This window comes from Pectobacterium colocasium, from assembly GCF_020181655.1.
Taxonomy (GTDB): domain Bacteria; phylum Pseudomonadota; class Gammaproteobacteria; order Enterobacterales; family Enterobacteriaceae; genus Pectobacterium; species Pectobacterium colocasium.
In genome coordinates this window covers 1,625,164-1,645,653 of record NZ_CP084032.1, presented here as the reverse complement: position 1 = coordinate 1,645,653, position 20,490 = coordinate 1,625,164, and the positions used below count along the sequence as shown (strand labels likewise).

The 20,490-nt window shown below is 51.1% G+C and carries 17 protein-coding genes, 1 tRNA gene and 1 pseudogene; 17 read left to right on the top strand and 2 right to left on the bottom strand.

Annotation, left to right across the window (positions count from 1 at the left end; all coding sequences use genetic code 11):
• Nucleotides 1–187: 187 nt before the first annotated feature.
• From LCF41_RS07385 to LCF41_RS07370, 4 genes are all read left to right on the top strand, one after another.
• Nucleotides 188–1,264 carry a LacI family DNA-binding transcriptional regulator gene (locus LCF41_RS07385; RefSeq protein WP_225087493.1) on the top strand — a complete coding sequence of 359 codons (1,077 nt, stop codon included), beginning with the start codon at nucleotides 188–190 and terminating at the stop codon, nucleotides 1,262–1,264.
• Between the two features lie 295 nt (nucleotides 1,265–1,559).
• Complete coding sequence (locus tag LCF41_RS07380) at nucleotides 1,560–4,691, top strand: beta-galactosidase (RefSeq protein WP_225087492.1); 3,132 nt, start codon at nucleotides 1,560–1,562, stop codon at nucleotides 4,689–4,691.
• A gap of 190 nt (nucleotides 4,692–4,881) precedes the next feature.
• Nucleotides 4,882–6,144: an MFS transporter gene (locus LCF41_RS07375; RefSeq protein ID WP_225087491.1), complete on the top strand. Its 1,263-nt coding sequence runs from the start codon at nucleotides 4,882–4,884 to the stop codon at nucleotides 6,142–6,144.
• A 142-nt stretch (nucleotides 6,145–6,286) separates the two neighbouring features.
• A tRNA-Asn gene (locus LCF41_RS07370) sits at nucleotides 6,287–6,362 on the top strand.
• 270 nt (nucleotides 6,363–6,632) lie between these two features.
• Here the strand turns inward: LCF41_RS07370 and LCF41_RS07365 are convergent.
• Nucleotides 6,633–7,223 carry a flavin reductase family protein gene (locus tag LCF41_RS07365; protein WP_225087490.1) on the bottom strand — a complete coding sequence of 197 codons (591 nt, stop codon included), beginning with the start codon at nucleotides 7,221–7,223 and terminating at the stop codon, nucleotides 6,633–6,635.
• Nucleotides 7,224–7,602: 379 nt separating this feature from the next.
• Here LCF41_RS07365 and LCF41_RS07360 point away from each other — a divergent pair, with 379 nt between their 5' ends.
• The 7 genes and pseudogenes from LCF41_RS07360 to LCF41_RS07330 form a co-directional block, all read left to right on the top strand.
• Nucleotides 7,603–7,935 carry a TehB family protein gene (locus tag LCF41_RS07360; protein WP_225087489.1) on the top strand — a complete coding sequence of 111 codons (333 nt, stop codon included), beginning with the start codon at nucleotides 7,603–7,605 and terminating at the stop codon, nucleotides 7,933–7,935.
• A gap of 10 nt (nucleotides 7,936–7,945) precedes the next feature.
• Nucleotides 7,946–8,284: a DUF1869 domain-containing protein gene (locus LCF41_RS07355; protein WP_225087488.1), complete on the top strand. Its 339-nt coding sequence runs from the start codon at nucleotides 7,946–7,948 to the stop codon at nucleotides 8,282–8,284.
• Between the two features lie 513 nt (nucleotides 8,285–8,797).
• Entirely contained in the window at nucleotides 8,798–9,250 is a 453-nt protein-coding gene (locus tag LCF41_RS07350; protein WP_225087487.1) for a hypothetical protein, read from the top strand.
• A gap of 107 nt (nucleotides 9,251–9,357) precedes the next feature.
• Nucleotides 9,358–10,164 (top strand): hypothetical protein, encoded by an 807-nt coding sequence (locus LCF41_RS07345; protein ID WP_225087486.1) that lies wholly within the window; start codon nucleotides 9,358–9,360, stop codon nucleotides 10,162–10,164.
• A 333-nt stretch (nucleotides 10,165–10,497) separates the two neighbouring features.
• Nucleotides 10,498–12,369, top strand: a complete 1,872-nt coding sequence (locus LCF41_RS07340; RefSeq protein ID WP_225087485.1) for a beta-glucoside-specific PTS transporter subunit IIABC — start codon at nucleotides 10,498–10,500, stop codon at nucleotides 12,367–12,369.
• Complete coding sequence (locus LCF41_RS07335; RefSeq protein ID WP_225087484.1) at nucleotides 12,369–13,832, top strand: glycoside hydrolase family 1 protein; 1,464 nt, start codon at nucleotides 12,369–12,371, stop codon at nucleotides 13,830–13,832. Before LCF41_RS07340 ends, LCF41_RS07335 begins: the two co-directional genes overlap by 1 nt.
• Before the next feature lie 96 nt (nucleotides 13,833–13,928).
• Nucleotides 13,929–14,333, top strand: a pseudogene (locus tag LCF41_RS07330) (CAT RNA binding domain-containing protein); the annotation flags it as partial.
• Between the two features lie 35 nt (nucleotides 14,334–14,368).
• On the opposite strand, the gene LCF41_RS07325 reads toward LCF41_RS07330, so the two are convergent.
• Entirely contained in the window at nucleotides 14,369–15,577 is a 1,209-nt protein-coding gene (locus LCF41_RS07325) for an IS256 family transposase (protein WP_225084729.1), read from the bottom strand.
• A gap of 74 nt (nucleotides 15,578–15,651) precedes the next feature.
• Here LCF41_RS07325 and LCF41_RS07320 point away from each other — a divergent pair, with 74 nt between their 5' ends.
• The 6 genes from LCF41_RS07320 (at nucleotide 15,652) to LCF41_RS07295 (ending at nucleotide 20,423) form a co-directional block, all read left to right on the top strand.
• Nucleotides 15,652–16,092 (top strand): PRD domain-containing protein, encoded by a 441-nt coding sequence (locus tag LCF41_RS07320; protein WP_225087483.1) that lies wholly within the window; start codon nucleotides 15,652–15,654, stop codon nucleotides 16,090–16,092.
• Between the two features lie 217 nt (nucleotides 16,093–16,309).
• Nucleotides 16,310–17,356 carry a Fe(3+) ABC transporter substrate-binding protein gene (locus tag LCF41_RS07315; RefSeq protein ID WP_225087482.1) on the top strand — a complete coding sequence of 349 codons (1,047 nt, stop codon included), beginning with the start codon at nucleotides 16,310–16,312 and terminating at the stop codon, nucleotides 17,354–17,356.
• The gene (locus LCF41_RS07310; RefSeq protein ID WP_225087481.1) at nucleotides 17,340–19,037 is read left to right on the top strand and encodes an ABC transporter permease; all 1,698 of its coding nucleotides are present in this window, start codon (nucleotides 17,340–17,342) and stop codon (nucleotides 19,035–19,037) included. Before LCF41_RS07315 ends, LCF41_RS07310 begins: the two co-directional genes overlap by 17 nt.
• 21 nt (nucleotides 19,038–19,058) lie before the next feature.
• A complete protein-coding gene (locus LCF41_RS07305) occupies nucleotides 19,059–19,748 on the top strand; it encodes an ABC transporter ATP-binding protein (RefSeq protein ID WP_225087480.1) in 690 nt (229 codons plus the stop codon).
• A gap of 76 nt (nucleotides 19,749–19,824) precedes the next feature.
• Nucleotides 19,825–20,103 (top strand): type II toxin-antitoxin system ParD family antitoxin, encoded by a 279-nt coding sequence (locus tag LCF41_RS07300; RefSeq protein ID WP_180742476.1) that lies wholly within the window; start codon nucleotides 19,825–19,827, stop codon nucleotides 20,101–20,103.
• The gene (locus LCF41_RS07295; RefSeq protein ID WP_225087479.1) at nucleotides 20,103–20,423 is read left to right on the top strand and encodes a type II toxin-antitoxin system RelE/ParE family toxin; all 321 of its coding nucleotides are present in this window, start codon (nucleotides 20,103–20,105) and stop codon (nucleotides 20,421–20,423) included. The genes LCF41_RS07300 and LCF41_RS07295 overlap by 1 nt, the downstream gene beginning before the upstream one ends.
• Nucleotides 20,424–20,490: the final 67 nt, after the last annotated feature.

Below are 20,490 nucleotides of genomic sequence, written 5' to 3'. Positions count from 1 at the left end.
TCACCACAAACCGGGAGCGCTTGCTCCCGGTTTTACTTTTTACAAACACCTAAAAACGCCTACAAACGTCAGCTTCTCTTCGGCCTGCGTTGATTACACCTGAATACGCACACCGATTACGGATTACCCACGCGATTTGTTATGATGATGCTCTTTCACGCATGGAATCACGCTCGGAATAGCCACGATGAAACAGAAACCCATAACATTAAACGATGTCGCCGAGTACGCAGGGGTTTCCTATCAGACGGTTTCCCGCGTGCTGAATCAGGCGCCTCATGTTTCATCCCGCACTCGCAGTAAAGTAGAAGAGGCAATGGCGGCGCTTAACTACACGCCTAACCGCGTCGCACAGCAACTGGCAGGGAAAACCATCACCACGCTGGGGCTCGTTACCACCGATCTTTCACTGCACGCGCCTTCCCAAATTGCCGCAGCGATCAAGAGCACCGCCAGCCAGTTAGGTATTAACATCGTGATGTCCATGCTGAGCAGCCCGGATGTTAACACCTGCAATAACGCGGTTAACGACCTGCTTTCTCAGCGGGTCAGTGGTGTTATCGTCAATGTCCCGCTCTCATCAGATGGCGTCGCCCACATTAGCCAGACCTGTGCCGATACGCCAGCCCTGTTTATGGATGCCGATCCGCATACCAACATACTCAACGTCATGTTCGATCCCGATCACGGCGCACGCTTGGCTATCACGCATCTCGTGCAACTGGGGCACCAACATATCGCTCTGCTGACAGGGCCAATGACCTCAATTTCCGCCCGCCTGCGCTATGAAGGCTGGCTGGCCGAGCTGGAAAAACAGCAACTCTCCCCTGCTTCGGTGCTGCACGGAGACTGGAGCGCCGCTTCCGGTTACCACCAGACGCTGGCTCTGCTGGGGCAATCTCTGCGCGTATCCGCCATTGTTGTGGCGAACGATCAAATGGCGCTTGGCGTTCTGCGCGCCCTGCACGAATATGGCTTGCGCGTGCCGGAGCAGATGTCAGTTATCGGCTTTGACGACACTCAGGACAGTGCGTATTACACCCCACCGCTGACAACCATTCGTCAGGATTTCAGACAATTAGGTAAAGAAGGCGTCACCCGCTTGCTCACTGCGCTACGCGATCCTACCCAGGGTACATCACTGCTGTTGCCCACGGAACTAATCGTCCGCCATAGCACCGCGGTGTATTCATCTACACATGCCTCCCTGCAAGAACTCACCCAAAATCTGTTGGACATTACACGCCAGCTCCAAAGGCTGTAATCCTTTACACAACAGATCCTTTTTCACTGTCGATGCAAAACCCTAACAAAATAAGATGATAAACAATAAGTTATTTATCATTCTTTGTTGATTTATTGCGTCGCGCTTTCCAAAGTCAATGTTCTCTCATTGTTCTTACAAACGATCTTTGTGATCGCTTCCACTTTATTGTCACGTTCTACTTTACTCGCCTTGATGAGTCGATATTTTATGAGTAATACAAAATTGTGAGCGGATAACAATTTAAGGAATCCATCACAGTGAAAGACTCGAGACGTTCAGGAGCCAAGCCATCATGAGCGATACCGTTTTACCGTATCCAGTTCGCCATAGCGCCACGCTGCAAGACATCCTTGCTCGACGCGATTGGGAAAACCCAGCCTGTACTCACTACCAGAGGCTTCCTGCGCATCCACCATTTAACAGCTGGCGCAGTGTGGCAGCCGCACAGCAGGATGAACCTTCTCAGCGGCTGCGTCGCCTGAATGGCGAATGGACATTTAGCTATTTCACTCGCCCGGAAGCCGTGCCGGAAAGCTGGTTACAGCGGGATCTACCTGGTTCCGATACCATTCCCGTTCCTTCCAATTGGCAGTTAAAGGGATATGACGCTCCGATTTATACCAATGTAAAATACCCGATTCCGGTCAACCCGCCTTATGTGCCGGAGGACAATCCCACCGGTTGTTACTCGCTCACTTTTAAGGTCAATCATGACTGGCTCAGCAGCGGACAAACCCGGATTATCTTTGATGGCGTTAACTCCGCGTTTTATCTCTGGTGTAACGGTCATTGGGTAGGCTATTCGCAGGATAGCCGCCTGCCTGCGGAGTTTGATATTGGTCGCTATCTGACGAGTGGAGAGAATCGGCTGGCCGTCATGGTGTTACGCTGGTCTGACGGCAGCTACCTGGAAGATCAGGACATGTGGCGTATGAGCGGCATTTTCCGCGACGTCACGCTTCTACATAAACCGACCGTTCACCTCAGCGATATCCAACTGACTACGCCGCTGAGTGCCGATTTCCGCCACGGTACGCTGGAGGTTCAAGTTAGGGCAACTCTCACCGACGTTGAATCCAAAAGCCACCGCGTCCGTGCACAGCTTTGGCGTGGTAATAAACTCATCGGCGACGCACGACAGGCGTTCGGCAGCGATATTGTCGATGAACGTGGAGCCTACCACGATAAGGCCTTGCTCCGTATTGACGTACCACAGCCTGACCTGTGGAGCGCCGAACTGCCGCACCTCTATCGTGCTGTCATCTCATTGGAAACATCGGAAGGCGGCCTAGTCGAAGCGGAAGCCTACGATGTCGGTTTCAGAAAAGTGGAAATCCGCGGCGGTCTGCTGCTGCTGAACGGTCAACCGCTGCTGATCCGCGGTGTTAACCGCCATGAACATCACCCGCAGAATGGTCAGGTCATGGATGAAGACACGATGCGGCGCGATATCATGCTGATGAAGCAGCATAATTTTAACGCGGTGCGTTGCTCGCATTATCCCAACCATCCGCTCTGGTATCGATTGTGCGATCGCTACGGCCTGTATGTTGTGGATGAAGCGAACATTGAGACACACGGCATGCAACCAATGAACCGTCTGTCTGACGATCCTGTCTGGCTGCCAGCTTACAGCGAACGCGTATCGAGAATGGTACAGCGCGACCGCAACCATCCCTGCATCATTATCTGGTCATTGGGGAACGAATCCGGCTATGGCGCAAACCATGACGCGCTCTATCAGTGGATCAAACGCCACGATCCGACTCGTCCCGTACATTATGAAGGCGGCGGCGCGAACAGTCGTGCAACCGATATTGTGTGCCCCATGTACGCCCGCGTTGATGAAGATCAGCCCTTCCCCAGCGTGCCTAAATGGTCGATCACCAAATGGATCAGCATGCCGGATGAACACCGCCCACTTATCCTCTGCGAATATGCGCACGCGATGGGCAACAGCCTGGGAGGATTCGCCCGCTACTGGCAGGCATTCCGTCAATATCCTCGGTTACAGGGCGGATTTATCTGGGACTGGGTCGATCAGGCGCTGACCCGTCGCGACGAACAAGGTAATGCCTACTGGGCGTACGGCGGAGATTTTGGCGACATGCCTAACGATCGCCAGTTCTGCCTTGATGGCCTGCTTTTTCCCGATCGCACGCCACATCCCAGTCTATATGAAGCCCAACGGGCACAGCAGCCCATTCAATTCACCTGGCAGGTTGAATCCCCGTGCGAGCTGCGCGTCACCAGCGAATATCTGTTCCGCCATATGGACAATGAGCAGTTGAACTGGTGCATTACGCTGGGCAATAAAACGCTCGCGAAAGGTTCGCTGCCGCTGACGCTCGCGCCACAGGCCACCGAGACTCTCACGCTTCTGGAAGCCCTTCCCGCTGTTGAAGAGGCGGGGGAGCTTTGGCTCAACGTTGAAGTCGTACAGCCCAAAGCCACCGCCTGGTCAGAGGCAAACCACCGCTGCGCCTGGGATCAATGGCAGCTTCCTGCACCACTTCATCTTCCCAATACCTCCTGTTTCGGGCAGAAGAAACCTCCCGTTCTGCGATCGTCCGATACGTACTTCGATATCGTTCAGGGCGAACAACACTGGCGCTTTAACCGTCAGAGCGGCTGGCTGGAACAGTGGTGGACAGCCGACACGCCAGCGCTGTTAACCCCGTTGCAAGATCAGTTTGTCCGGGCACCGCTGGATAACGACATCGGTATCAGCGAGGTGGATCGCATCGACCCTCGCGCCTGGGCCGAACGCTGGAAGTCCGCCGGGCTTTATCAATTACAGACGCAGTGTGTCGCCATTCAGGCTGACCAACTCGCCGACGCTGTGCACATTGTCACCGAGCACGTATTCCGCCATGCCGGACAGATCCTGCTACAGAGTAAAAAACGCTGGCAGATTGATGCTCACGGCATCGTGACCGTTGATGTCGACGTTGATGTCGCCACCGTGCTGCCGTCATTAGCCAGAGTGGGATTGAGCTGCCAGTTAGCCGACATCGCGCCTCAGGCCAGTTGGGTCGGGCTTGGGCCACATGAGAATTACCCAGACAGACAGTTGGCTGCACAGCATGGACACTGGAGCCTGCCGCTGGATGATCTTCATACGCCCTACATTTTCCCATCAGAAAACGGGCTGCGCTGCAACACTCGTACGCTGACATACGGCAAATGGACAATCACTGGACATTTCCACTTTGGATTAAGCCGCTATGGGTTAACCCAGTTAATGACATGTACTCACCATCATTTATTAGAAAAGGAAAAGGGTGTTTGGCTCAATCTGGATGGCTTCCATATGGGAATTGGCGGCGATGATTCCTGGAGCCCCAGCGTTCATCGCGATGACTTACTCACGGCGACACATTATCACTATCGCGTCGCTCTTCAACATCACCAACCGTATTGATATGAAAAAGCAGTATTAAAAAATAACGAAAGAGCGCGGATATATACCCTAAATAATCCAGGTTGCATGCGGGCTGCAATCGAACGCGTTCTCAGGCGCTTACATCAGTAAGTAACTGGGATGAGTGAGAGAAGCCAGCATACATATGGCTTGAAGTATGACAGGTATAATGCCTATCGGAGAAAGCATCATGTACTACCTACATAATAAAAATTTCTGGATATTCGGCCTGTTTTTCTTTTTCTACTTCTTCATAATGGGGGCTTACTTTCCGTTCTTCCCTATTTGGCTTCACGATATCAACCAAATAAGTAAAAGTGATACGGGAATTATCTTCGCCTGCATTTCCTTTTTTGCCCTGTTATTTCAACCTATATTTGGCTTGTTATCTGATAAATTAGGATTGAGAAAACACCTGCTATGGATTATTACCATCATGCTTGTGTTTTTTGCTCCGTTTTTTATTTATGTTTTTGGCCCATTACTGAAATACAACATCGTGTTAGGTTCTATCGTCGGCGGAATTTATCTGGGATTTATCAACAACGGCGGCGCACCGGCTATTGAAGCCTATATTGAAAAAGTCAGCCGCCGCAGCCAGTTTGAATTTGGCCGAGCACGCCTGTTCGGCTGCCTCGGTTGGGCACTCTGCGCCTCTATCGTCGGGATTATGTTTACCATCAATAACCAGTTTGTTTTCTGGCTTGGTTCCGCTTGTGCCGTCATTCTGGTCATCCTGCTGCTGTTGGCGAAGCCGGAGGTCTCTTCCAGCGCTATCGTTGCCGATCAGGTTGGCTCCAATCAGAAACCCTTTAGCCTGAAAATGGCGGCCGAGCTGTTAAAAGAACGCAAGATCTGGTTCCTGACCCTCTATGTCGTCGGCGTGTCGTGCACCTATGATGTCTTCGATCAGCAGTTTGCCAACTTCTTCACCTCGTTTTTCGAGACCCGGCAGGAAGGGACGAGAGTATTTGGCTATGTCACCACGCTGGGTGAATTGCTCAATGCCACGATCATGTTTTTTGCGCCGCTGATTGTGAACCGCATAGGCGGCAAAAACGCCCTACTCATCGCCGGGACGATTATGTCCGTACGAATCATTGGCTCTGCCTTTGCCAGTTCTGTACTGGAAGTGATTGTGCTGAAAACGCTGCACATGTTTGAGGTGCCATTCCTGATTGTTGGTTGCTTCAAATACATCACCACCGTCTTTGAAGTCCGCTTTTCCGCGACGATTTATCTGGTGTGCTTCTGCTTCTTTAAACAGATATCAATCATTTTCATGTCCGTCTTTGCTGGCAACATGTATGACAGTATCGGTTTTCACGGCACTTACCTGATTTTAGGCGGCGTCGCCCTCTCTTTCACGGCGGTATCCCTATTCACGCTGTCGGGAAAAGGACCGTTATATGCCTTTTCCGAAAAACAAAAAGCACCGGTGAATACACTCTAACGCTGCCAGAACACAATAAAATGCCGGTATTTGCCAAAAATATCGGCAGATTGCACATTCTCTCACCGAACAGTGCAGTTTTGTGGTTTACGCCTTTGACATGCGCGGCACACGCCGTTATTATGCGCCCCGTTCACACGATTCCTCTGTAGTTCAGTCGGTAGAACGGCGGACTGTTAATCCGTATGTCACTGGTTCGAGTCCAGTCAGAGGAGCCAAATTTAGAGAATCCCGCTTAAGGCAACTTAAGTGGGATTTTTGCTTTTATCATTTTATTCAATGCGTTCCACCTGAGAATCGTTCCCGATGCATTTTCAGTTTACCCTTCGTATCGGGAGAATTTGGTGGTCAGATTTGGGGTCACGTTGGTTCGATGACGGCGTGACCCCAAAATGGAATGATCACACTGGCATGGAGAGCCCTATTCATCAATAGCATAAGGGAGTGCTACCACCTGAAAATAATGCAGCAGCATTCTCTCTATAAGATTAATGGCCGTATTTAAAATTAAAACCTAATGCGTCCCCCGTGGTGTCGTATTCGCGGAAGTTGTAGATCAGAGGCTTCCATTTTGACGAATCAACAACACCATTCGCTCCTAATAGCTCGCTATCTACCCAGACATTGACAATATCCAGTTCGACGAGAATAAAACGACCTTTGTCCGTCGTGCTGACGGTTTTACATTCCGCCTGAATAGGACATTCAATCACCCGAGGCGGCGCAATATCGCTAGAGGATTCCGTGTGAAGGCCGACTTTGGAGAATTTATCATGGCAGACCTGGACGCCCCATTTAATTTGACCTTCAGATAGCACATCGCTCCCGGTCAATTTTCCCAGTTCTTCAACCTTTTCCCACTGTTTGTAATCAGGAATATTGATGACAACATCGGAACCAGATAATAAATTACTGCAGGTCTTACTTCCTTTAGTGACACCGATAATAATTTTATCGCCGAGAGAAATTGACGACGATACAGAAGCAACATTGATATTTCCGTTGTTATTATCCGTCGTCGTAACAAGAAAAACAGGGAAGCCATAATAAAACGAACTGAGTTTTACCTTCTTTTTCATTTGAGTTCGGACCTCATCATCGAGTGGCGTTATATTTCTCACTTTTACTCTTTTGATTTATCTTTAACAATAACCCTAATTGAGTACCAATGAGGATTTTTTTTAGAATCAACACCCATAATAAGGGGAACATCAAGAAAATAACTTAATGTAACTATTCCTTGATGTTAGTTTTTATCTCCACCAGTAAGATGAGATAAATAACCAAAGAGGGAAATGTTGCCCCTTATAATATGGCTTTTCTGCAAAGTGTTGCGGTACTGTAAAAAATTAATTAACAGAAAATAATTCACAAACATAAAAAGAGGTATATGATATGCATCATATCATTCTTTCCTTCCCACCCGCCATGGGACTGGGTAAAACATGAGGTTTAAACATGGAACGAATTGTCATACCCGCGAATTATATTCACACTCGTACAACGCCTTTTTGGACAAAGGAAACTGCGCCAGCATCTATCTGGAACAGCCATTTGGATGCAGGAACACGACAAGGTGTTTACCCACGCTTGTGCGTAATGCAAGGGACAATCCGTTATTATGGTTACGCCAATGAGACCAGTCCTGACCCCGTCGAAACACTGACTATTGAAGCCGGACAATTTGGCGTATTCCCACCAGAAAAATGGCACAGAATAGAAGCGTTATCTGATGATACGCTATTCAACGTAGATTTTTATGTCGATCCAAAAATTCTGATAGAAGGTTGAGGTAAGCATAATGACAAGTGAAAACAAAGGGTATTCATTAACACTGTTGAACCGAGACAATAAGGAAAAGGCAGAGAAAGTTTATCTCAAGCCGATGGCATTTTATGTGCCTGATTTCGCCACAAGTGCAGTGGTGGAATTGCTCAATGAACTGTCGTCAACCAGCGAAAATAAAAAAGGTTTTTTGCTAACGGTCACAAATAATAATAACGGCGTATCCGTCGATAAAGATCTCTCTACGGTTGAAGAATTAAAAGACAAGGCAATTTCTGCTGAAGCGGTAAAAGAGCTGGTTAATATCGTACGCGGTTACGATGCGGATGAAGAGAATAACGTCTGCGGCTGGTAAAGCAATATAGTTTCATCACTATTCAAGCTGCTCCTGTATCGATTTTCCCGCAGTTCGAATGATTTAAGCGCTACCTTTAGTACCCGCCCTCATTAAAACAGGCGCTGGATGTCTTTTGACTTACCAAGCGCCCCTGCCCCCCCCTTCGATTATTCCAAATAACCACATTAGCATTAGTTGATTATCTCATTCAGTACGCGAAATCTGTCTATAGCGGTTCGTCTAACACAATCATCCCATTCTGGAGCAATAGAACATGCAAATTAATAATTATCATGATTATTATTAGCGAAGATAAACTAAGAATAGAAAGAAAATAGATTTTCAAAGCCTATAGAACGTTATGAAAATAACCATGAATACTTAAACATTTTTTATATAATGCCGATTTATTATTAAATCACGCGGTCTGCCTGCGTTTATGGCTACAGCACACAGCGTCGTATTCCGCATAGTGAGTTAGAAAGAATAAAAAGACTGTGGTCGCAGATGAAAATACATGGAGTTTTTCAAATGAAATCAAGCAACATTCTGTTGTCCTCACTGTTCATGACAGCCCTTTTTGCATCAGCAGCGGCTAATGCGGGCCCGAAATTCAATGTCACCTTTAAGAATCTTGGCACATCCTCCGCCCCTGCCGCGGTTTTTTCGCCGACGACAACAGCCGAAGTGTTCTCGCAGGCGAATGCGTCTCCAAAGCCAAAAGAAAGCGTCAAATCTGGGGATTCAGATCAATATACGATCTCCAATCCAATCAGTGACGTTGGTTCAATGCATGTTCGTTACAAAGTTGGGGCCAAAGTTTGCCAGTTTGATATGACGTATACTGTGAAGTATGTGTTGGGAAATAAGATCCCACAATGGACTAAGAGCACCACGCCTAGCAACGGCGCACGCTGTGACTTAAGAGTGACGTATGCCAACGTCAATACTCACGACTCAGATGTAGAAATTACCATGAGATAGCACCGTACTGAAAAATCGCTGAGCAACCACTCAGGCATTTTTTATGAATAGGGATAAGCAGCATGAGTCGTTACTTATCCCTGAATCACAACGAGTGAGAAGAACGAATGATTAACTTCAATGGCCTTTCAAAAAGTACGGTGGCAGATGCGCAGTCCACCAATGACAGTCGCTCGATAAAAAAGCAGGAAAACGTATCCGAAGGCACACAGTCTGCGTCTACGGCGTCTGATGGTTATTCAAATAAAAAGAATAGCGGCATTACAACGCTGGCAAAACAGCTCAGCGACGCCGCCGTCAGGGCCGAAGCCAGAGATGCTAAAAGCGACCGCAGTACATTGGCGGCCAGGGCCAGAAGTGTGGATGATGAACTGGTCGGCATGGGCTATGTCAGTAGTAAGAAAGCACACGATGCGGAAGTCCCCGATAGTGATGACCCCGAGCGATTAGCCAGAGCGAAACAAGCGACAGCGTATGCCAATGGTCAAGGAAGTAATCCCTTCAAAGGTCTGTCCCGTGAACAGCTTGCGCTGATTACCTATGACGATAGCGGAACCTTTACGGTAAATGAGCGGCGTGCGGCCTGGAGCGAGGCTTATGACCAGGAGCAAGTGTGGCGCACGATGGCCATGGCGCAAAGCAAACTGGAGTGGAGTCGCGGCGAGTTTAAACAAACCGAATTTTTCAAAATGGTGTTAGAGCACCATGAGAGCCTGCCATTAATTGAACAAGCGCAGGCACCGGAAGGCTATGTACCACGTCTGAAGTACCTGATAGAGATGGACTTCAACTTTATGACTGGGGAATCAGGCAAAGACGCCGATCCGTTCAACCGCCTGTTTGAACTCCTTTCCCCCACCAAACTTCACTTAGAAGATGGCAAACTCACTCTGGATACCACCAAAGATGCCTGATAAGCAGATGATAACATCTGCATAGGGCATTTATGGTTGTGCTGCGATGACCTCAAAAGCGCGGGTTTGATCTTTTTTTCGCGTGATTTTATTGGCGTACATTGCAGCATCAGCCCGGCGAATCACGTCATCAGGCTCCCCTTACATTCTGCCATTACCATCACACTTACCCGTCAAGGCAGTACGATCTGTTTGACTTTCCCGCGTACCAGGACTTACAACAGCAGCACAGGCGTGTAACTAGTTTTCTAGGCAAGACCTGAAGCTATCCCACTCAACATCATGGGAGGAGCTTCAGGTCTTTTTTCGTTTCTGGATCAGGGGAACCGTCGTATGAGCCATACCGCAGCAGATAATAACGCGACAGCCTATGCCACCACCGCGGAAAAAATCATCACATTGGTCGGTGGAATTGACAACATTGAGCACATTGAGCACTGTTCTACGCGGCTACGGTTTAGCCTTTATGACAATAGTAAGGTGAACCAGCGCGAGCTGGAAAACGTGCCGGGCGTGTTGGGCGTTCGGGTCAACGTGCAGTGTCAGGTGATCATCGGCAGCGAAGTGATGCAGGTGTACGACGCGGTGCAGAACCTCGCCGCAGGCCGCAAAGAAACGGGCCGCACCGTGCCAGCAAAAACCAACCGCACGGCTTTTGTCATCGATTTTATCATCAGCGTATTTCAGCCGCTGGTTCCTGCGATTGCTGGCGGCGGTGTGCTCAAGTCACTGCTATTGCTGCTTGACCTGCTCGGCTGGCTCACTAAAGACAGTTCAACCTACAAGGTGCTGGATAACATCGGTTCCGCACCGCTCTATTTCCTGCCGATTCTTGTAGGGATCACCACCGCGATGAAGTTGAAAGTCAATGTGCTGGTCGCGGTTTCCGCTGTCTCGGTCATGGTGCTGCCTGCCATGTCTAAACAGCTAGCGGAAGGCGCGGAATTTCTCTCTCTCGACCTGAAAAACGTCGCTTACGCCTCGCAGGTTTTTCCGGCGATTCTGTGCGTCATTTTCTATGCGCAAACCGAAAAGATCTTCAATCGCTACTCACCGAGTGCCCTGCGTATTTTCCTGTCACCGATGCTCTCGCTGCTGGTCACCGTTCCCGTCACGCTGCTGGTTCTTGGCCCATTGGGTTATGAACTCGGTGCGGGGCTGGCTAGCGTAATCCTCTGGCTGTACAGCAAACTGGGCTTTGTGGCGACAGGCTTACTCGCCGCTGCGCTGCCCTTCATGGTGGCATCGGGGATGCATAAGCCGATGCTGCCCTATGCCGTGTCCTCCATGAGCCAGTTTGGTAAGGAGATGCTGTACCTGCCTGCGTCGCTCGCACACAACATTGCCGAATCAGGTGCCTGTATAGCGATCGCGCTCAAGAGCAAAGACAGAACATTAAAATCGACGGCGCTTTCAGCCGGTATTTCCGCCCTGTTCGGCATCACCGAACCCGCGCTGTACGGGATTACGCTGCTGAATAAAAAAGCGCTCTACAGCGTGCTGGCAGGTAGTCTGGTCGGCGGTGCGTTTATCGGCTGGATGGCGATTGAAGCCTTTGCGCTGGTTGGTCCCGGTCTGGCTAGTATCTCCATGTTTATCTCGCCGGAAAATAGCTGGAATATCGTTTATGCCATCGCGGGTGCCGCACTCTCTTTTGTCATCGCCTTTCTCTCCGCCCTGTTCCTCTGGCGGGAAGAAAAACCCGTCGCGGCGGTAGAGACAGAAGAAGCCCATCACGCTATCGCTGAATACCCGTTCGCCAGCCCGATTGAAGGAAAAGTGATTCCGCTGGACAACGTGAATGACGAGATTTTCTCCAAACGCATTATGGGTGACGGCATTGCCATCATCCCCGAGAAAGGTGTGCTTTATGCGCCCGCGAACGGCACCATTGAGAACGTATTTGAAACCGGCCACGCCGTCAGCATGCTCACCGACAGCGGCGCTGAACTGATTTTCCATATCGGCATTGATACCATCAAACTCAATGGTCAGGGCTTTCAGCCGAAAGTCACGGCCGGCCAACAGGTTAATACCGGCGATGTCCTCATTAAATTTGACCTCGATAGCCTCATTGCCGCGGGTTACGATCCCGTCGTCATGATGGTTATCACCAACAGCGAGCGCTTTCGCGTGATACCGGAAGCCACTGACGCCCTCATCCATCCCCACACCATCATCATGACCTTAAAGGAGTCTGTGTAATGGATAAAAACATCGCATTCCCGGAACACTTTTTATGGGGCGGCGCGATTGCCGCGAATCAGGCCGAAGGCGCATGGAATGAAGACGGCAAGGGGCCGTCGGTCGCAGACGCCATTACCTGGAAACCGAATCTCGATTTGAAGAATTACCATGCCCACATGGCGCTGACGGACGACAACATCGCCGATGCGCTGAACGGTAAAAACGATGCATTCTACCCCAAACGGCGCGGCATCGATTTCTATCACCGCTACAAAAGCGATCTGGCACTGTTTGCCGAAATGGGCTTCAAGGTGCTACGCGTCTCTATCGCCTGGTCGCGCATTTTTCCAACCGGAGAAGACAGCGTGCCGAATGAAGCAGGCTTACAGTTTTACGACGATCTGTTCCGCGAGATGCGCAAGCACGGCATCGAACCGCTGGTGACACTTTCACACTACGAAATGCCGCTGGCGCTGAGTGAAAAATACAATGGTTGGGTGCACCGCAACGTGCTGGATGCGTTCGTGCGCTTCAGTAACGTCTGTTTCGATCGCTACAAGAATTTGGTGCGCTACTGGCTGACCTTTAATGAGATCGACAGTATTCATCGCCATCCGTTTACTACGGCGGGGATCCGTGAAGAGAAAAGCGCCCCGGGACAGGCCAAACAGGATATTTATCAGGGACTGCACCACCAGTTTGTTGCGTCGGCCATCGTCACCCGCGACTGCCACGCAAAAATACCAGGCAGCCAGGTCGGCTGCATGCTGACCAAACTGACGACTTATCCGCACTCTTGCCGCCCGGAAGACGTCGAAGCCGCGCTGAAAAAGAACCTCGAAAACTACTTTTATGCCGATGTACAGGTGTTCGGTGAATATCCGCCGCTCATCAAGCGCGACCTTGAGCGACGCGGCATCCACATCACCATGCAGCCCGACGATTTGGCTATTCTCAAGCAACACACCGTGGATTTTGTGTCGTTCAGCTATTACATGTCGCTCACCGAATCCACACAGCCAGATGCCGAAAGAATACCGGGGAATACCGTTCTGGGCGTAAAAAACCCGTATCTACCAGCCTCGGATTGGGGATGGCAGATCGACCCTATCGGGCTGAAAATCTCCCTGCTGGAGCTTTACGACCGCTACCAGAAGCCGCTGTTTATTGTCGAAAACGGTCTGGGGGCGAAAGACGTTGTCGAGAACGGGAAAATCCACGATCCTTATCGCGTTGACTACTTTCGTTCACATTTCGAGCAAATGCGTGAAGCGATTGGCGAAGGTGTTGAACTGATGGGTTTCACCAGTTGGGGAGCGATTGACATCATCAGCGCGGGCACCTCACAGATGTCCAAACGCTATGGCTTTATCTATGTCGATCAGGATGACGAAGGCCACGGCTCGCTGGCACGCCTGAAAAAGGATTCCTTCTACTGGTATCAGAAGGTTATTGCGACGAATGGCGCCGACCTCTCCTGACAGGCAGATGCTTGCCGCAGGCAGTGTGAGCAACGACAGGGGACCGTTGTCATGGGAAGCAACGTGATTGAAAAAACCGTGTGATGGGAAAAAAACGTGATTAAAGTGAAAAAAGCGTTAAATAACAGCATGCTGTTGGTAGATCATGAACAGCAGGAGATGATCCTGTTGGGTAAAGGCATCGGATTTGGTGCCAGACCCGGTTCGTTGATTGATGTGACGCATGTTGAACAGGTTTTCATTCCACTGGAAAATCTGAAATCACGGCATTTTCTTTCATTGACCGACACGATTCCTGCGGCTTTTTTTGACATCACTCATGAGATCGTCACGCTGGCGCAAAGTCAGTACGCCGAAAAGCTGAATTCGGTGCTGTTCTTTACGCTGGCGGAACATCTCTATTTTGCGGTTGAACGCGGCAAAACAGGCACCCACTTCATCAATAAGCTCAGTTGGGAAGTCAAACGCTATTACCAAAAAGAGTACGCCATCGGCGTGCAGGGACCTTGTACATGATTCTGTGTAAATGCCATTTCTCAGAAGTGACCGTCCAGGCGGTCACCGAACTCGATAATAAAGCGGCTCATCGCCAGCCGCCAGTTTTGGATCGGCATCGTCCATTTTTTTGATGCCGACTGTATTGCCAGCCACACCACTTTCCTTACTGAGTCATCTGTCGGGAACACCTTGCGTTTCTTTATGGCATGCCGGATGACGCTGTTCAGTGATTCAATGGCATTGGTCGTGTAAATCACCTTACGGATGTCACTCGGGTACGCGAAGAATGTTGACAGATTCGCCCAGTTTGCACGCCAGCTCCGGCTGATTTGCGGGTAGCGCTCATCCCAGACCCTGGCGAATGTTTCCAGCTCCTGCAACGCCGCTTCTTCCGTCGCGGCCCCATAAACCGCCTTCAGGTCGCGAGTGACGGCCTTATAGTCCTTCCATGAGACGAAGCGCAGGCTGTTGCGCACCATATGGACTATACACAACTGGATGCGGGTTTGCGGATAGACCGCATTGATAGCGTCAGGGAAGCCTTTCAGACCGTCAACGCAGGCGATGAGAATGTCGTTCAGACCTCTGTTTTTCAGCTCAGTCAGCACATTCAGCCAGAACTTCGCCCCTTCATTTTCCGCCAGCCACATACCCAGTAGTTCTTTCTGACCATCGATATTGATGCCCAAGGCCAGGAACACGGATTTGTTGATGACACGACTATCCTGACGGACCTTAAGGACAATACAGTCAAGATAAACAATGGGATAAAGGCTATCCAACGGCCGATTCTGCCATTCAACAACCTGCTCCATCACTGCGTCCGTGACCTTTGAAATCAGGGCCGGCGACACATCTGAGTCATACAGTTCCTTAAACGTCGCGACGATCTCTCGGGTAGTCATGCCTTTGGCGTATAACGACAGGATTTGGTTATCCATGCTGGTTATCCGGGTCTGATTTTTCTTCACCAGTTGAGGTTCGAATGTGGCATCACGATCTCGCGGAGTACGCAGTTCGAGCGGGCCATCGCCAGTAATGACAGTTTTTGTGGAATAACCGTTACGTGCGTTAAGACCCGCTTTGGGCTGGTTTTTCTCGTACCCGAGATGGTGGGACATTTCAGCATTAAGGGCGGCTTCAACACTGATTTTTTTCAGCAGGCGATCGAACTGGCTGAGATCCTCAGGTGTTTTAAGATTTTTGGCCAGTTCGTTAGCCAGTGCCTGTAATTGTTTTTCGTCCATAAATTAACCTGCTTTTGATGTTGGATTGAACATATCAAAATCAGGCAATTACACAAATTTATGTACAGGCTCGCGTGCAGGCGAAAGATCGCGTATCAGCGCGTTTTAACGTCACGTTATCTGATGACGAAGCCGTCAATATCGCGTTTCACCTCATTAATGCCGCCGGTAGCGCCGAAATCGCCGATGCCCACCAGCAGGTTCAGTTGGTGAACCGTCTGGCGGAAATTGTCCGCTACAAATTAAACAAGAATATTGACGTCAACGCCGTCGATTATCTCCGTTTTATCACCCATCTGCGGTATTTCTCCGAACGGGTGATTGCCCGCAAACTCGCCCCTGGGCGTACGGACGATTTCTATCAGGAACTGCTGAAACACTACCCTGAAGCGATGGCAATTTCCTGGGCTATCAGAGATTACGTTCAGGAAAAATACCAGATGGCCTTGCCGAAAGAAGAGCTGACCTGGCTGACCATGCATATCAGCAGGCTAGCCGACAGCCAGACGCCATAGCGCTTACCCCACACAAGATAATCATCTGGCGCTGTTTTATCCACACGCAGATCGTCTCGCTGAGTCCGTATGTTGACCGTCATCACGATAACAACGCGCACGCACTAATGAGATTGCAAACAAGAGTGATTATCATATATAGTTTTTGTCACCTGCCGAAAATATCTCCTTATTTTATTAATTTACGCATCACATTCACTCTGGAGAAGATAATAACATGTCAAAAACGCTGTCTGTTCTGCGCAAAAAAGCGCGCCTGCTGACGCTGGCTTCATCGCTGATGGTGGCCTACGCCCTGCCTGCTGCCGCAGATGACTCTCTGACCCTCTACACCACGCGTGAACCCGGCCTGATTCAGCCGCTGCTGGATGCGTTCACCAAAGAAACGTCGGTTAAAGTCAATACCGTGTTCATCAAAGATGGCATGCTGGAGCGTGTGAAGGCAGAAGGCCAAAACTCACCGGCTGATCTGCTGATGACCGTTGATGCGGGTAACCTGATCGATCTGGTCGAAGCGGGTGTCACACAGCCGATTCAGTCCAGCACGCTAACCGAGGCCATCCCCGCGGCGCTGCGCGATAAAGACAATCAGTGGTTTGGCCTGTCGATGCGTTCACGCGTGCTCTACGCGGAAAAATCCCTGCCGCTGACCGGCATTACTTACGAAAATCTGGCCGATCCAAAATGGAAAGGCAAAGTGTGTATCCGTGCAGGTCAACACCCTTACAATACCGCACTGGTTGCCGCAATGATTGCGCACCACGGCGAAGCCAAGACGGAAACCTGGCTGCGCGGCGTGAAAGACAATCTGGCGCGTAAAGCCACCGGTGGTGACCGCGACGTCGCGCGCGATATCCTTGGCGGCATCTGCGATGTGGGTCTGGCGAACTCTTATTATGTCGGCCACATGAAGAATGCCAAAGAAGGCACCGACGCCCGTAAATGGGGCGATGCCATCAAGGTGGTTCAGCCTAAATTTGAAAACGGCGGCACGCACGTCAATATCACTGGCGCAGCCGTTGCACGCCATGCACCGCATAAAGATCAGGCGGTGAAATTGATGGAATATCTGGTCTCCGCACCGGCTCAACAGCTTTACGCACAGGCAAACTATGAGTATCCGGTTCGCAAAGGCGTCACGCTGGATTCCACCATTGGCAGCACGATCGGCGAAGTGGATATCGATAGCATCCCGCTGACCGACATCGTTAAATTCCGTAAACAGGCCAGTCAGTTGGTAGATAAAGTTGGATTCGATCAATAAGACCGGTTCGTCAACGATGCGCGGCGCCTTCGGGCGACCGCGCCTCTTTTTTTCTCCGCTTCGCATCGCTGCCGTCATCATTGCTCTCGGCGTACTGGCCCCGCTGGTGTCCCTGCTTTGGCTAGCCGCGGGCGCGGGTGTTGGTCATTGGGATCACCTGATGCGCTACGTGCTGCCCGATGCCGCGCTCAATACGTTGATTCTCCTGCTCGGCGTCGGCGTGCTGGTCATGGTGATTGGCGCAGGCTGCGCCTGGCTGGTGACCGCCTTTGATTTCCCCGGCAGGCAGTTTGTTAGCTGGGCGCTGCTGCTGCCGCTGGCGATGCCAACCTACATTGTCGCTTTTGCCTGGCTCGATCTGCTGCACCCCATTGGGCCGATTCAGGAAGCTATCCGCAGTGTGCTGGGCTACGACAGCCCGCGTCAGTTCCGCCTACCGGATCTGCGCTCCATGACGGGCGCGATTTTGCTGCTCGGTCTGGTGCTCTACCCGTATGTTTATCTGACCATGCGCGCGATGTTTATCAGCCAGCCAGCACATTTGCTGGAAGCCGCTCGTACGCTGGGATTAAGCGCAACGGGAACCTTTTTGCACGTTGCCCTGCCGATGGCGCGCCCTGCGCTGGCCGTTGGCACCAGTCTGGCCTTGCTGGAAACGCTGAATGATATTGGTGCCTCCGAGTTCCTCGGGGTGAATACACTGACCGTGACGGTTTACACCACCTGGGTCACCCGTTCGGATTTACCGGCAGCGGCACAAATTGCCTGCACCATGCTAACGGTGGTCATCCTGCTGCTGACGCTGGAATATTACGGCCGGAAAAACCAACGCTATGGCACCAGCCGACAGATGCGCGGCATCGTGCCCGCGCCGTTGAAAGGCGTTCGCGCCTGGCTGGCAACCTGCGCGACGGCATTACCGATCCTGCTTGGCTTTATCGCCCCAGCCCTCTTTCTGGCCTGGGAAAGCGCCAAACGGCTGGGTGATAACGTGACGATCTCCGCCGGACTGATACAGTCGTTACAGAACTCGCTTCTGCTGGCCGTTGGCGTCACGCTGGTCGTGACGTTCGTTAGCCTGATTATTGCGTGGTATGCCCGTCATTCGGCCATCACCGACCGATCGCCGGAACGTCGCCGCACCCTACTGAGAATCGCGTCGCTGGGCTATGCCGTGCCCGGTACAGTACTGGCGATTGGCCTGATGACACCCGGTATGGCGACGGATAATTTCCTCGCTGGATTGATTGGCTATAAAGGATTGCCGCTGCTTTCCGCGGGTATCCTGCTGGTGATCTGCTGCGCGATTCGCTTCATGGCGATTGGTATTGGCGCGCTCGATGCCGGGCTGACGCGCATTCCTCCCGTGATGGAGCAGGCGTCGCGACTGCTGGGCGAAAGTGAATTCGTCACGTTTTTCCGCGTACACCTTCCGTTGCTGCGCCCGGCGCTGGTGACCAGTGCGCTGCTGGTGTTTGCCGACGCGATGAAAGAACTCCCCGCCACGCTGCTGCTGCGGCCAGTCAATTTCGAGACGCTGGCGACCGTCCTCTATGCCGAAGCCGCCAGAGGCACCTATGAAGAAGGCGCGATTGCCGCACTGCTGATTGTGCTGGCGGGTACGCTCCCCGTTGTCCTGCTGGCTCGCAGCCAGCTAAAAACGTCGGTTGAGAAAGAATAAAAATCATGAGGAAGAGTCAAGGTGTCTGAGGCTACACTCGTTCTGAATAATGTCCACATCGCCTACGGGCACAAGCATAATGTTCATCACGTGCTGAACGGTTTTTCCATGGAAGTTGCCGCCGGTGAACTGGCCTGCCTGCTGGGTGCATCAGGATGCGGTAAAACCACGGCTTTACGCGCGATTGCGGGTTTTGAGCACCTGACTCAAGGAACGATTCACGTCGGCGGACGCTGTGTAGTTGGCCCCGACGTCCATCTGCCGCCGGAACAGCGCAACGTCGGCATGGTGTTTCAGGACTATGCGCTGTTTCCCCATCTGACCGCCGCGCAGAATATTGCCTTTGGCCTGAGAAAACAGCCGCAAGATCTACAGCAATCACGCGTCCGCGCCATGCTGGAACTGGTCGATCTTGCCGCGCTGTCGCAGCGCTACCCGCATGAGATGTCCGGCGGGCAACAGCAGCGTATCGCGCTGGCGCGGGCATTGGCTCCACAGCCTGCCGTGCTACTGCTCGACGAACCGCTATCCAGCCTCGACCCCGACAGCCGCAAACGGCTGGGGCAAGAAGTGCGCGACATCCTGCGCGACGCCGGACAAACCGCGCTTCTGGTCACACACAGCGAACAGGAAGCCGAGCTAATGGCCAGCCATATTGGCTATTTGAAAGAAGGTAAGCTCGATACTATTTCGATGAACCGAGACGGTTGATTCAGTGGCTCGCCCCTGACAACATGGGAAATAATGAGTATGATTAAATCCTATCGGTAAGTTCAAGGGGTAGGCAATGAGAACAACACAACAGATGAGTATAACGCTACCGAATGAAATGGCTGCTCAGGTGAAAGCCCGAGTTGCCAGCGGTGAATACGCGTCAGAAAGTGAGGTTATTCGGGAAGGACTTCGAGCGCTGATTGCACGCGATAATGCAGTAGAGAGTTGGCTGCAAGAACAAGTCGTTCCCGCCTGGAACGCGCTGCAACGCGGTGAAACAGAAAGCCTCAGCAGTAGCGACATTAGAAACAGATTAAAAGCAGAGTTCAGGAAGATGACCGGAGAAGAGTAATGGACTACAGGGTCATATTCGCACCGGAAGCGGAAGAACAACTGGCAGCACTGTACCGCTACATAGCGAAAGTTGCCTCACCCAAAACCGCACTCAGCTATACCGAAAGCATTGTCAGTTATTGCGAATCGCTTGAGTTATTCCCTGAAAGAGGAAACCAACGCAGCGATATCTTACCAGGGCTTCGTGTTACCAATCATCGTAAAAGAACACTCATTGCTTTTATGGTGGAAAAAGAGAAAAAAGCGGTAACGGTTCTGGGCATTTGGCATGGTGGTCAGGATTATGAAAGCGACCTGCTGTCAGATGAAACTGATTAAAAGCATCTGGTTAACCCACTATTTTTCCAGAAATGCGTCTCCCCAAATAATAGGGCAACGACCTACA